The organism is Anabaenopsis arnoldii (genome assembly GCF_028331025.1).
GTDB classification, from domain to species: Bacteria; Cyanobacteriota; Cyanobacteriia; order Cyanobacteriales; family Nostocaceae; genus Anabaenopsis; species Anabaenopsis arnoldii.
Window position 1 is genome coordinate 1 of sequence record NZ_JAQMUH010000066.1, and the last position, 14,081, is coordinate 14,081.

Genomic DNA, 14,081 nt, shown 5'->3' on the forward strand with positions numbered 1-14,081 from the left:
ACCAACGCCACGCAGTTCTATAACTTATCCCTACCTTTTTTGCATAATCAGATAGTTTCATTCATTTAATGATCGTACATTCATAATATTATACTACAAATGTACATAAATGACTATAAATTCATTAAATTATTGTAGACCACCCGGTTACCTGTATTTAAGAGGTAACTAGACTTTCTGTTTTCCCCCTTGATCTGGGGAGATTAAGGGGGTAAAACAGGAAATGGGTGGTTTCATAGCCAGATTTCTATCCTATCTGATATACATTGGGAAGGAAAGATATTTTGTAAATATTTATGACAATAGCGCTACTCAATAATCGCTATCAAGTTATTCAAGTTTTGGGTGCTGGTGGATTTGGAGAAACTTCCTTAGCTGAAGATACCCATATGCCTTCTCGTCGTCGCTGTGTAATTAAGCAACTCAAACCCATAGTCAATAATCCCTACAATCATAAAATGATTACACAAAGGTTTGAGAGGGAAGCAGCAACTTTAGAAGTCCTAGGGAGGGGTAGCGACCAAATACCGGAACTATATGCTTACTTTAGTGAGCATGGAGAATTTTACTTGGTGCAAGAATGGATTCAGGGACAAACTTTGATTGACATTGTGGAAACTCAGGGTTGTCAAACTGAAAGCAATGTGCGGGAAATTCTTTTGAGTTTGCTATCGATACTAATTTATGTTCACAGTCAAGGTATTATTCACCGGGATATCAAGCCAGATAATATTATCCTGCGTTCGAGGGATAACAAGCCAGTTTTAATTGATTTTGGAGCAGTTAAAGAAACCGTCCGTTCTGTGGCCAGTTCTCCCCATCCAGGGAGTCGTTCCATGGTAATTGGTACCCCTGGATATATGCCCACTGAACAAGCTATAGGACGACCTGTTTACGCCAGTGATATCTACAGCCTAGGCTTGACCGCGGTTTATTTATTGACTGGGAAACACCCCTCAGAATTAGCAACACACCCGCAAACTGGGGAAATTCTCTGGGTGGATTTAGCCCCCAACGTCTCGCCACATTTAGCACAGGTAATTAATCAGTCAATTCAGCCCCATGTGAGCGATCGCTATAGCACCGCTAGTAAAATGCTCTATGCTTTAAAATCTGCTCGTGATACCGCCCAACAGTCTTCTATGACTACCGCCACAGTACATATTAGTCCTAAAAAAATATTATCAACTCACCAAACCCAGGCAATATCTTCTTTGCCAACTATTCCTACCAGCATCTGGCAAAAACCTGTTTTAATTATTGCTAGTTTATTGTTGGGTAGCGTCATAGGTGGGGTGGCAATTTCTAGCCTTACCCGTGAACAACAACCTCAAGTATCTCTGACGACATCATCACCACCCAGACCATTTTCCGAATCAACTGACATCAATCCGACTTCTTTACCAAACTCCTTACCTAAGGAACCTGCTGACACAGCATCTACTCTGCAACCTCCTGTAGAGCCGGTAGTACCTGTACAATCACAGCCCCAAGTAACTGCCAGATTTAAACTCACTCCAGAAACCCCACCACCACCCCCACAGCAAAACCAAGATGGGGCTCCTAGCAACAGCAAAATTTCCAGAGTACCAGCATTTCCTACAGGAACTTCTCAACAGACTGTTAAAGCAGTTTTAGGTCAGCCCAGTAGAAATTCCAGAGGGTTATGGAATACTCGAGCCTTTGTTTATCGGTTAGAAGATAATGTTGATCTTGGTTATTTATTTGACCAGAAAACCGGAGTCTTGCGCCAAACTGAAGCAACTTTTCCCCAATCTATCAACTCAGAAGTAATGCAAAAAACATTACAGGGAATGCTCAATGGTAATGCCAATAGTGATATCAAGCAAGGACTGCAAAAAGTACGCGATCGACAAACTCAGCGATATTCTTTTAAGGTTGGGGAATTAAAAGGTGTAATTGAACGCAACCAGCAGGATAGGATTTACATTGGTGTTTGGGATGCTGATTTGCATTAAAAAAAAAGCCTGCACAAGCAGGCTTTTTCTGAGAGTCCCTAAACTACAAGTTTTAGAAGACAGTCTTGATTACTTAACAGTTACCTTACCGCCGGCTTCTTCGATGCGCTTCTTAGCATCTTCAGCCGCATCCTTAGCAATGCCTTCTTTGACGGCTTTGGGTGCTGATTCCACCAGATCTTTTGCTTCTTTGAGACCTAAACCAGTCAATTCGCGGACAATCTTGAGTACAGCAATCTTCTTGTCAGCAGGAACGGAATCTAGTACCACATCAAACTCGGTTTTTTCTTCCACTGGTTCAGCAGCAACAGCAGCACCAGGAGCCATCATCATCATCCCGCCAGCAGGTGCAGCAGCACTCACGCCGAAGGCTTCTTCAATTTGCTTAACTAACTCAGATGCTTCCAGCAGAGTTAGAGTTTTCAATTGTTCGAGAATTTGATCAGTTGTAGCAGACATTGATATAACTCCTGTAATCTAAATTGTGTTTTTGCCTAGTGAATGAAGGCAAAATTTGGTGTAATGCAGCTTACGCCACGCTCCGCTATGGACGAATTTTATTCAGCCGCACTTTCAGCGCTGTCACCTTGGTCTTTGTCAGCCACAGCTTGCAACGCACGAGCCAAAGAACTGGGAACTTCGTTGATACCCACAGCCAGTTTGGTAGCCAATCCGTTGATAGCTCCGGCAATTTGTGCCATGAGTTGCTCCTTGGATGGCAAGTCTCCTAAAGCCTTGACATCAGCTTCCTTGAGCAGGCGACCTTCCATAACCCCGCCACGAAGTTCTGTCTTCTTGGTGGCTTTCTGAAAGTCTTGATAAGCCTTAATTGCGGATGAAAAATCTTCTTTAACCAACAAAAAGGCAGAAGAACCTTGAAGCAATCCCGAAAGTGGTTGCCAATTCTCGTCACCCTCAATGGCAATGCCCATAAAGGTGTTTTTTGTTACCTTACAAACAGCGCCACTTGGACGTAAGCGCCGCCTTAGGTCGGTAATCTGAGCAACTGTTAACCCCTGGTAATCAATTACCAGTGCCAAAGTTGACTCACTCAAAGTTTCTTTGAGATCAGCTACTATCTCTTTTTTATTTTCTAGCGTTCTACCCATGCTTAGTTTTACCTCCAAGGGCAAAATCTTAATTTTCGACTAAGTAAAACTTGTTTAAATCTAGTTATGGAGACTAAACTCGGTTTTACCTCCTGCGGGTTTTTGTTCACAGGTGTGAATTCGAGAGCAGCCAATTCAAAAATGTTAATACCATTTCTTTGTGCGCCGAATTTCTTTGTTTCTTCCCGTCCGGGTATTTTTTGCTTTTACTATCAGCCAGTCAAAACAATTAACCCCAGCTATACTAGCCGGGGTTTGACAGGAAAACTCTTAATACCTCGATATCTACACCTTAATGGGTAGTAATTCGTGGTAATTAGAGCTTTAACCTCGGCAGGATATTTGAGCCAATGGCTCCTGCTGTCTCCGGCTTGGCTTATTTAGTTTTGGGAGGAGTACAGTCCTGACTCAGGTGGAGAAATGGATGATTTCAACTATCTTTTCTCTTCTCTAGTCTCTAATACCCTTTAAGCTACTTCAGCGACTTTTAAATCCCGTAGAGCATTGATATCGACTTTAATTGATGGCCCCATGGTGGAAGCTACATAAATTGTTCGCCAATAACGACCTTTAGCTCCCGAAGGACGGTTACGGTCGATAGTCTCTTGCAACGCCTTTAAGTTTACCAACAAATCTTCCGGCGAGAAAGACACCTTACCAAACATAACATGGACAATACCAGTTCGATCAGCTCGGAATTCTAATTTACCCGCTTTGAATTCTGCGATCGCACTTGCTAAGTCAAATGTTACCGTTCCCCCCTTAGGAGATGGCATCAAACCCCGCGGACCAAGTAACTTACCCAGTTTTGCCACCTGTGGCATCACATCTGGAGTAGCGATTAGTTTATCGAAATCCATCATACCTTGTTGAATTTCGTTAATCAGCTCATCAGAGCCGACTAGATCCGCACCAGCATTGCTAGCTTCTGCAACTTTTTCACCTCGAGTAATTACCGCCACCCGCACAGTTTGTCCAGTACCTTTGGGCAGTGTTACCGTTGTCCGCAGTTGTTGGTCTGTATACTTGGGGTCAATGCCCAGGCGGATATGCGCTTCTGCTGCTTCAGGAAACTTAGCTGTTGCCGTTTCTTTGAGCAGACTCAAAGCTTCTAATGGCGCATACTCCCTATCTTCTACTTTTTCTAGCAGCGCCTGCAAACGGCGCGATATTTTTTTTCCCATTTTTATCTCCTGGGGTAATTTGCGAGATTAAATCTCTCCCCCGATAAGTTTTTTTATTTACTCGGCGATGGTCACGCCCATATTCTTCGCAGTACCTGCCACAATCTTCATCGCCGCTTCTATATCATTGGCGTTGAGATCAGGCAATTTCGTTTGAGCAATTTCTTGCAGTTGAGCTTTTGTAATTGACCCAACTTTCTTTTTGTTGGGTTCATTAGAGCCTCTTTCAATTTTCGCTGCCTTGCGAATCAGTACTGATGCTGGTGGTGTTTTGAGTACAAATGTAAAACTCCGGTCTTCAAACACCGAAATTTCTACAGGAATTACCATTCCAGCTTGGTCTGCTGTTTTGGCATTGTACTCCTTGCAGAACATCATAATGTTCACACCGTGTTGACCCAATGCGGGACCCACTGGTGGTGCTGGGTTGGCTTTTCCAGCATTCAGGGCCAGTTTAATGACCGCTACTACTTTCTTCGCCATTTGTGTTTAGCTCTGTTTTTCTACCTGATTAAATTCCAATTCTACTGGTGTATCTCGCCCAAAAATCGAGAGCAGGGCTTTTAATTTGCTACGCTCCGGACTGACTTCAATCACCTCACCTTCAAAGTCTTTAAAAGGACCTGAAAGCACGACTATCTTATCACCAGTGACCATGTCAATTTTAACAATCGGCTCCTGTTCACTAGTTTGTTTGAAGATCCTTTCTACTTCTGATGCACCTAAAGGTACTGGTTTCACGTGACCGCGGCTTCTGCTACCGCCACGCTTTTGTTCTGCTCCCACGAAATTAATTACATGAGAGGTATTTCGTACCACCTGCCAAGTGTCATCTTCCATTACCATTCGCACTAGCACATAACCAGGAAAAACCTTTTCCTCTGTTTGCTGACGACTACCATCCTTGCGGATTTTTACCGCTGGCGTGTGGGGAATTTCCACTTGGATAATTTTGTCAGATACATCAAAAGTGTGGATACGTTGCTCCAAATTTGTCTTGACGCGTTTTTCACAGCCTGAGGCTACTTGTACTGCATACCAACGTGCTTCATTAAGCGCCGTTTCTGCTGTTTCCTCAGAATGTAAAGCTGAGTTATATGGTTCGTCTGTTGCAGAAGTCATCAGAATACCTGTTGTGCGACCCAACCGAACAATCCATCGACCAAGTATATCAAAGATGCAGATAGTGTGACCATTAAGAGTACACCTGCTGATTCGCTCACTAGTTGCTTTCGACTTGGCCAAACCACTTTTTCCAGTTCTTCCTTCGTACCCTGAAAGAAGTTGGCTAAACTGAAGCCATTGGTGTTTCCTGGCATTTCTGCCTCATTTTTTTTGGCCACTGTCGTTTTACCCCCGTTTTGTCAATATAAGGTACACCCTGCTCATTTTCATTCCATCTTACTGGAAGCAAAAAAGCTGTAAATAAAAAATAATTACACCCGAAATAACTAGATCCATCTGCCATTTTAGCAGGAATGCTGTTTTTCCGGGGTGTGTTTTTTTCCTTTCAAGCGCGCCCTGGAGGACTTGAACCCCCGACATCAGGTTTTGGAGACCTGCGTTCTACCAACTGAACTAAGAGCGCACAAAGTGGCTTGGATTCAGTCATTGCGCTGAACCTTTTTTAGTATAGCGCATTTTCTCCATTATGTCACCTTTTTTTTTGTCGGGGAAAATTAGCGGCGAATGCCGCTTGATTGTCGAATTTTCTGCCATACTTTAGCCGAAATCTACAAGGCACGGTCAAACCGTTGTTTGATTCTGGTAGCTTTGCCTACACGTTGACGTAAATAATAAAGTTTAGCACGGCGGACTTTACCTCGACGGATGATTTTAATGTTGTCGATGCGGGGAGAATGTAACAAAAATACCCGCTCTACACCAATACCTTGAAACACGCGGCGGACTGTAATAGTTTCGTTAATACCACCATTACGTTTAGCAATCACCACGCCTTCGTAGGGTTGTACGCGAAACTTTTGTCCTTCCTGAATCTTTACACCGACTTTTACAGTATCGCCCACATAGATGATGGGCAAATCCGACTTCAGTTGTTCCGCCTCAATGGAGCGGATAATTTCTTGAGCGTTCATAGTGTTTCTGCTTTAAAAACTCACAATCACTAATCATAAAGCGATCATCCTCTTTCAGTCTACTTATTTAGAGCAAAATCTTGATTAATTCAACATCAGAACTTTTTCTTCCGTCCGCCCATATGGATAAAAATTGGCTTTCCGTGCCGCCAATTGCATAAATCTTCGGCAATACTGTAAAAACAAGGAATTATCAGCAGAGTGAGTAATGTAGCCAAAGACAGACCAGAAAACACAACCACACCCAATGGTTGAAGAAATTCTGAACCTTCACCGATTCCCAGCGCCAAGGGAAACATCCCTAAAACCGTAGTAATAGTAGTCATTAATATTGGACGTAAGCGTTGAGGAGCAGCTTGTAAAATTGCTGTTTTCCTACCAACTTGATCTCTTTGGCGAATTTGGTTCGCTAGTTCTACCATGATGATGGCATTGTTAACAACAATACCCACCAATAATACCGCCCCGACTATGACAGTGGCACCAATGGCTGTATTGGTAATGTAAAGACCAAAAATGCCTCCAGCCAAAGCCAGAGGAATTGTTAACATAATTACCAGGGGGTCAATGAGTGAATTGTATTGCACTGCCATGACGACAAAAACGAGAAAACTAGCTAATCCACCTAATAGTTGCAGTGAGTTCTGTAGTTCCTGATTAGATGCAGCCGCAGAACTGGGTAAAATGCTCACACCGTCAGGTAAACTTATATCACCCAATATGCTATCTACCTGGGTAAAAGCATCACTGAGATTAGCGCCCTCAGTCAAATTACCGGCAATTATCACTACCTGACGCTGATTAATTCTCTGAATCTCCGCAGGAGCTTCGGCTTTAGTAATTGTAGCTATATCCATCAGTCGCACCTGACGGTTATTATTCACGAACAAAGGTAATCTTTCCAATTGAGACACCTCTTGGATGGATGCTTCATTTAACTGTACCCTCACATCCACTAAACGGTTACCGCGTTGGAGTCGGGTAGGAACACTACCGGAAATAGCCGTCTGAATTGTATCGCCAATCTTGATAGTGGTTAAGCCCAAGTTTGCAACTCTTTCCCAGTCAGGAAGAATTTGCAGTTCTGGTTGACGGTCATCGATTTCGGGACGAAATCTCACTAAAGTAGCTTGCTGTTCTAGAGCAGCTAGTACCTCTCCACCAGCTTGTTCGAGTTTCTGTGTATCGTTACCCTGAAGAATAACATCAATATCAGCACCACGTGCTGGAGAATTACTGAGAATTAAGCCCCGCACCTGACCAGGGGAAAGGCGGAGGCGAATTCCTACTAAGTTGATCTGGTTAATTTTTTGGGTAACTCTTTCTATGTAGGCTTCAGCATTACTACCCGCTTTGAGGGTAATAGTGCTAGTACCTCTGAGGGGATTAGCATTGACATTTGTGCCGAAAAGCGCACCACCAGCGGTAGAGAAGACATATTCAGTTTCCGGTTGCTGGAGGAGAATTTCATCCACCATAGCCATAACCTTGCGGTTGGTTTCTAGAGTCGTACCAGATGGAAACTGAGCATTTAATCTGACTTGTCCTGTACTAATGCGCGGGAGGATTTCTTGGGGAATTTGCGGAGCCATCCACAAACTAGCACCCCCAAAAACTACAATAGCGATCGCAACTGTTAAAAATCGCCAGCGCAATACTTCAGACAAAAATCGCCTATATGCATTTGTCGCTGCATAAAAGCGGCGGTTAAATGCTTGTAGTAACCAAAACTTACTCAACCCACTGGAAAATCGCCATGCCAAAGTCCGTGAAGTGAGCATAGGTATAATAGTTACCGCAATCAAAATGGAAGCCGCCACAGAAAAGCTGATAGTGAGAATTAACTCATTGAATAGTAGTGATATAAAGCCGCCAATGAGCAAAAACGGCATCACCGCCACTAAGTTTGTACTGGTAGAAGCAATTAAAGCCGACTCTACTTCCTGACTGCTGTGTTGAGCTTGTTGAATAAGTTCATGGGAATTCAGGCGGGTTTTACTATCCTTACCGGGAGTCATACCTGCACCCTGAGCAATATTCTCCAACATGACAATGGAGTTATCCACCACAATTCCCACCCCCAAAGCTAAACCACCCAAACTAAAAACGTTGAGGGATAACCCAAATATTCCCATTAAGATAATGGCGGCTAAACTAGCTAAAGGAATAGCAATGACAATAATAAAAGTTTGTCGCAGGGAACCCAAAAATAGCAAAACTGCGGTAGCAGCTAGCGCTGTACCCATCAACCCGGCCGTAACGACATTAGAAATGGAATTGCGGATAAACTTTGACTCATCCAAGGTAGATGTGAGTATTGTCCCTTCAGGAAATACACCCGATGCTTCCAGTTGTTCTAAACGTTTTGTGACAGCATCAACAACATTAACAGTATTAGCATCCGGTTGTTTTTGAATACTAAGTTTAACAGCTGGTTCCCCATTCAGTAAAACGTAGATGCGCTGCTGTTCAGAACCATCAATAACTTGAGCAAAATCTCGCAAATAAACACGACGATCAGATAAGAGCGTCTGGCTATTATCATCTAGTACCGAACGGACTTCAAAAGACAAATTTCTAATTTCATCAGCATTTTGAAACCGCCCCACAGTCCGAGTCAATGGCTCAGAATTTGACCCTAAAAGCCGACCCCCAGCAACATCTTGATTGCGGTTTCTCAGTTCATCCAGGACATCTGTCAAACCCACACCCAAAGCTTGTAAACGGTCTAAATCAAGATTGACTCTGACTTCTTCTTTCACCCCTCCCGATACCTCTACCCCTGCGACTCCGGGGACAACACCGAGTTCACGCGCTAGTTCTTCCTCGGCAAAAACCCGCAAATCTAGGCTTTGTAGAGAGGGTGAGGTTAACGCAAACTCATAAACTGGTAACTGGGAAGGATCGAATTTGAATAAACGCGGTGTTTCAATGCTCTCTGGTAATCTCCCTCTAGCTCTATTTAAGGAGGCTGTAGCATCGTTTAGGGCTTGATCAATATTGCCCCCTGGTTGAAAATACAGGTCTAAACTTACCCTTCCTTCACGAGTTTGAGAAAAAATCTGGAGTACACCTTCTGTTGCAGAAAAGGCTGATTCTAACGGTCTTGTAATTTCATCAATTGCTACCTCTGGAGAGATTCCCGGTGCTTCTATTCTCACACCAATTCGGGGATAGGTAATTGATGGTAGTAAATCTACGGGTAATTTTATAATAAAGAATACTCCTAATACGAACACAGCTAGAGCTAACATCAGTGTGGCAATGTGTCGCCGGATAGAAATACTACTGATACTAAATCCACCTTTCTGTATTTCTTGCATCTATTGCTCATCTCCGATAAAAGAAGCTTCATCAATTCCTAGTCCAAAATTTCCGATGACATCTGTGTAAGTATTATTGCTTAATTTTGTGTCACAATTTTAATTAGCTGTTTCTGACAAAACTGAAAGAACTACAGCTTGACCATCTTTTAAAGGCCGAGCAGCTCGAACAACATAGGGATCACCTGGTTGCAAGCCAGATAGAATTTCTACTTTACCATCGGCTTTGTTACCTAAAGTAACCGCACGGGCTGTTACCTTGGTTTTACCTTCTGTTTCTGTAATTATAAATACTTGACTGTTGCTCTCGTCTGAGTCTTTTTGAATAGCTGATTGAGACACCACTACTCGCTGTGATGACTGGGGTTCAAATTTGACTCTTGCTAAGAGTCCACTACCAATTTTGTTGTCGTTATTCGGAATCACTACCTCTACTGGTATCAAGCGAGCTGTTGTATCAGCCGCTGGAGAGATTCGTGTGACTCTACCTATTAGGGTTGCATTGGGGAAAGCATCTAAACTGACTTGTGCTGACTGTCCTACTTCAATTTGAAATAGTTCTAATTCGGAAACTTGGACTATGATTTTTACACGGCTAAAGTCAGCTATCTGTACAACTTCATTACCTGGTTGGAGAAGATTACCTGGTTCTGTGACTCTTTGTGTAATCACACCGGTGATGGGGGAGATTAAGCGAGAGTAGGATCTACGTTCCTGAAATTGAGCGACTACGGCTTGTTGCACAGTTACTCTACCTTGGGCTGTGGTGACGGATTGCTGTTCTGTACGTACCCGCTCTTCCGATGCTCTTAATAACTGGGCTGCGGTGAGATATCTGGTGCGTGATTGTTCCGCAGCTTGTTCGGAGATCGCCCCCGCTTGAAAGAGTTCCTGTTGTCGTTGGGAGTCAGCCTCAGCTTGTGATAATTCTAACCGCATTCTTTCAACTTCGGCTCGGACATTACTTACTTGAGTTTCTGCCTTGGTTACTTCTGATTTTAGGGACGCTAGTTCCGCTTCTGCTTGTCTTAACGCTATTAAGAGCAAGGTATCATCTAAGAGTCCCACCTTAGCGCCTTTTTCTACTCGATCGCCTACGTCTAAGTTCAAAGCCAATAGTCTTCCTTCTACTTGCGATCGCAATGATACTGTCTGAAATGGTGTGGTATTCCCTGTGTAAGTTGGTTGAACCTTTAATGAATCAGTACGGGCGATCGCTACATCTACAGGTGTAGGATTGTTACTGCTTTGTCTTTCACGACGTTGCTGAGATTGAGCGTGAGCAGATTCTTTGGGTACCTCCCCACAACTAGCCGTTAATAATCCCACACCTAGTAGTAATGCAAACCAGAAGGGAGCAGGAAGAGAAGGTTTTGACAATTGGGGATGAATTAATTGGTTTAAGGAGGCGTTATAGGTGGGTTTAAAACAGATTTTTACCGCCAAAATCATGATATTTGCTCAATAAAGACAGTTTTTTGTGGAAAGGGACTGTATATTTCTACTGACTCATGCATATTTGCACGAATCTATACGGCGACTCTGACAGCTTGTTTAGTTTTATTTTTTACTTATGGCTTACGCCACACTGCGCTATCGCAGTTAATAAAGTATTTACCATTATCTTGCCAGTACAAGCGTAAATATTTTTTTGTACTTGGTAATCTGATATTTACAGTATAGAGTGTTACTGCATTACTGATGATTCTTTCCGGGTTTTTCCATCTCAAATCGCCAATTATAGCTGAGATTCACCTCTCCTATTAGGACTTTTAGGAATTTTTAGTGGTGATTCTAACCTAGAAAACTATGAAACTTATTTTACACAAACATACATTTTTTAGCAAATTAACTAATATTTCTGAATTTATATTAATTTTCTTAACGAAATATTGCCTTTTGTACTCTTATAATATAAATGACATAAGTTTTTGCGATAGCTTGCGTCGCGTAGCCATAGGCGAGGATAATTAACAGTGACATCACCCCTCAAACTTGCACAAACCGCTGACGAGTACCAGATTGCAGAGTTTTTTCGAGAATCAGTTGGTCAGTGGCGCTCTGAAAGACGCTACTATACCTTACCGGAAGGTAAAACCAAGGAAATACAAAGTTTAATCACCATCCGGTTTTTAGAATCAGGATGTGATGAATTACAAAACCTGGGTCATATCCACAATTTAGCGGGTTCGGTGAGTTTAATTTGTGGCGCTCAAGTTACCTGGGAAACTACAGATGTCCTCAGATCCGAAAAAGAATCTCAAGGTTCCACATTATTTGGAGTTTTGGGAAATACCTTGTATCGCAATCGCGGTTTTGCTACAGTCAAACCAATCACAGCTCAATATTACTTCTCCAACCCGAAAACACTCAGTTTGAGAACTGAGTACAACGGGTCAGTGTTTGAAGAGGAGTTAAAACTAGTGGGTAGTAAATACCGCACCAGACAGACAATCATTTCCCGTGCTGGAGAGGAATTGATGATTGGTCAATATTTGGAAAAGAGAATGGACGGTTTACTCTAGGATGGTAAGTGGGGATCATAGAGTAAGCCATACATCTGGCCTGTCTATGGCAAAGAATCACAAAGTCACCCTTTGTTGATAGTGATAGCGTGGCGTAGCCATAGCTAATAATGACTTCCGGTTTTGCGTTGATGCACAGCGGTGACACCATCTTTATTTAAGACCTTGCCATTATCTACCGTGGCATAAACCAGCCAATGGTCACCTGATTCCAATCGACTTTGTACGGAGCATTCCAAATATGCTAAGGATTCAGTGAGAATGGGAGAACCACTTTCAGACTCGTCAGATGGAACACCAGCAAATCGGTTCTGTCCGGGAGCAAAAGGTTTGAGAAAGTGTTTCATCAAACCTATATGCTTACCCTCCGGGAGGATATTAAGGACAAATTTATTACCTGAGTGCATCAACGTTTCTAACGCTCGGTCTTTAGCCACGGCGACGGTTAAACCAGGAGGATTAAAACTAGCTTGAGAAACCCAGGAGGCTAACATGGCGCTGGATATATCGCCTTCCTTGGCTGTCACAATACAAAGAGAACCCACAATCCTGCCAACTGCTTGTTCTACATTTGTGGCTGGTTGGGTGGGAACACGCACCTTTTTAGCCTTTTTCAGTCCTTGAGCAAAGTCAGTACCGGCCTGTTCGCATAATTGTAATGTAGTATCATCGGGTTTAAACTTCACCCGGATAGTATCAAAACCAAACCGAAATCCAGCGTCTTTGAGTTTATTTTCAATTAAATCAACCGCTTCACCACTCCAGCCAAAGGAACCAAAAACCCCGAATAGTTTATCATTAGTAGCCGTAGAAAGGACAATTCCTAAAGCTGTTTGCACCGGAGTAGGTGCATGACCGCCAAGGGTAGGTGAACCGATGACAAAACCAGCAGACTTTTCCACCGCCAGCCGAATTTCTTCTGGTTCTGTAAATTCACAGTTAATGGATTCTACCCCCACGCCAGCCTTAGTAATACCACGAGCGATCGCCTGGGCCAAGGTGGCGGTATTACCATAGGCTGATGCATAAATCAGTGCCACTGTCAAGTCGGATGAGGCTTGTTGTTGAATCCATTGGCGATAGGCTTTAGTCAGTTCGATTAAGCCATAACGCACTATGGGGCCATGTCCAGGAGCATACATTCTGATGGGTACATCAGCAAGTTTATCTAATGCTGTTTCTACTTGCCGAGGGTGAGGAGCCATCAGACAATCAAAGTAATAGCGTCGGTCTTCGTTGATTGCTTCCCAGCCCTCATCAAATACCTGATCGCCACAAATATGCGCCCCAAATAGCTTATCTGAGTATAGGATTTCTGTTTGTGGGTCGTAGGTGCAAAGCTGATCTGCATAACGTGGGTTAGGGGTGGGAATGAATTGTAAATCATGACCTTTACCCAAGTTGAGGGTTTCATCCCCCCGCATAACTTTAATTGGTAAATCTTGATTGTCTAAAGTACTGCGTAAATTTTTAGCCCCAGGGTTAGAACAGACAAAGGTGATCTGGGGTGCAACTTCCCATAATGCCTTGAGAGTAGAGGCCCGATTAGGATTGATATGACCGAGAATGACATAATCAATAGTTTTTAAATCAACCCTTCGCCGTAAATCTTCTAAGTAAATTTGCGTAAATGTTTCCCCTGGAGGGTCAATCACAGCAATTTTTTGCCCCTGAATTATATAAGAATTGGCAGTTGTTCCTTTAGCAAGAGCATATTCAATTTCAAATCTCAGTCTTGACCAACTGCGCGATCGCAGTATTGTAGTATCTGTCCCAATGGGAAGGGCTTGAACGTCACGGGGTTTGTCTACAGAGAAAGTCATAGCTTTAAAACTCATTTTTAACGGATCACCAGTCATCAATCA

12 protein-coding genes, 1 tRNA gene and 1 other annotated feature are annotated in these 14,081 nt (G+C 43.1%); of the genes, 2 read left to right on the top strand and 11 right to left on the bottom strand.

The window, feature by feature from the left end; translation table 11 throughout:
* Positions 1-296: 296 nt before the first annotated feature.
* Positions 297-1,979, top strand: coding sequence for a serine/threonine-protein kinase (locus PN457_RS04920; RefSeq protein ID WP_271731717.1), 1,683 nt, complete (start codon positions 297-299; stop codon positions 1,977-1,979).
* 69 nt (positions 1,980-2,048) lie between these two features.
* On the opposite strand, the gene rplL is transcribed toward PN457_RS04920, so the two are convergent.
* The 10 genes from rplL to PN457_RS04970 all read right to left on the bottom strand — a co-directional run bounded on the left by rplL (position 2,049) and on the right by PN457_RS04970 (position 11,143).
* The gene (gene rplL / locus PN457_RS04925) at positions 2,049-2,438 is read right to left on the bottom strand and encodes a 50S ribosomal protein L7/L12 (protein ID WP_271731718.1); all 390 of its coding nucleotides are present in this window, start codon (positions 2,436-2,438) and stop codon (positions 2,049-2,051) included.
* Positions 2,439-2,536: 98 nt separating this feature from the next.
* Entirely contained in the window at positions 2,537-3,088 is a 552-nt protein-coding gene (gene rplJ / locus PN457_RS04930; protein WP_271731719.1) for a 50S ribosomal protein L10, read from the bottom strand.
* Between the two features lie 218 nt (positions 3,089-3,306).
* Positions 3,307-3,476 (bottom strand) — a sequence feature (ribosomal protein L10 leader region).
* Between the two features lie 79 nt (positions 3,477-3,555).
* On the bottom strand, positions 3,556-4,272 hold the full coding sequence (rplA, locus tag PN457_RS04935) for a 50S ribosomal protein L1 (RefSeq protein WP_271731720.1): 717 nt from the start codon (positions 4,270-4,272) through the stop codon (positions 3,556-3,558).
* Positions 4,273-4,329: 57 nt separating this feature from the next.
* Positions 4,330-4,755, bottom strand: coding sequence for a 50S ribosomal protein L11 (rplK, locus tag PN457_RS04940; protein ID WP_271731721.1), 426 nt, complete (start codon positions 4,753-4,755; stop codon positions 4,330-4,332).
* 6 nt (positions 4,756-4,761) lie between these two features.
* Positions 4,762-5,394 (bottom strand): transcription termination/antitermination protein NusG, encoded by a 633-nt coding sequence (gene nusG / locus PN457_RS04945; protein ID WP_271731722.1) that lies wholly within the window; start codon positions 5,392-5,394, stop codon positions 4,762-4,764.
* Positions 5,394-5,615 (bottom strand): preprotein translocase subunit SecE, encoded by a 222-nt coding sequence (secE, locus tag PN457_RS04950; protein WP_271731723.1) that lies wholly within the window; start codon positions 5,613-5,615, stop codon positions 5,394-5,396. The genes nusG and secE overlap by 1 nt, the downstream gene beginning before the upstream one ends.
* A gap of 172 nt (positions 5,616-5,787) precedes the next feature.
* A tRNA-Trp gene (locus PN457_RS04955) sits at positions 5,788-5,860 on the bottom strand.
* A 145-nt stretch (positions 5,861-6,005) separates the two neighbouring features.
* Positions 6,006-6,368 carry a 50S ribosomal protein L19 gene (rplS, locus tag PN457_RS04960; protein ID WP_271731724.1) on the bottom strand — a complete coding sequence of 121 codons (363 nt, stop codon included), beginning with the start codon at positions 6,366-6,368 and terminating at the stop codon, positions 6,006-6,008.
* A gap of 95 nt (positions 6,369-6,463) precedes the next feature.
* Entirely contained in the window at positions 6,464-9,691 is a 3,228-nt protein-coding gene (locus PN457_RS04965; protein WP_271731725.1) for an efflux RND transporter permease subunit, read from the bottom strand.
* A 99-nt stretch (positions 9,692-9,790) separates the two neighbouring features.
* Positions 9,791-11,143 carry an efflux RND transporter periplasmic adaptor subunit gene (locus PN457_RS04970; RefSeq protein ID WP_271731727.1) on the bottom strand — a complete coding sequence of 451 codons (1,353 nt, stop codon included), beginning with the start codon at positions 11,141-11,143 and terminating at the stop codon, positions 9,791-9,793.
* Positions 11,144-11,667: 524 nt separating this feature from the next.
* Here PN457_RS04970 and PN457_RS04975 point away from each other — a divergent pair.
* Positions 11,668-12,216: a phycobiliprotein lyase gene (locus PN457_RS04975; protein ID WP_271731728.1), complete on the top strand. Its 549-nt coding sequence runs from the start codon at positions 11,668-11,670 to the stop codon at positions 12,214-12,216.
* Between the two features lie 104 nt (positions 12,217-12,320).
* On the opposite strand, the gene PN457_RS04980 is transcribed toward PN457_RS04975, so the two are convergent.
* Positions 12,321-14,054, bottom strand: coding sequence for a diflavin flavoprotein (locus PN457_RS04980; protein WP_271731729.1), 1,734 nt, complete (start codon positions 14,052-14,054; stop codon positions 12,321-12,323).
* Positions 14,055-14,081: the final 27 nt, after the last annotated feature.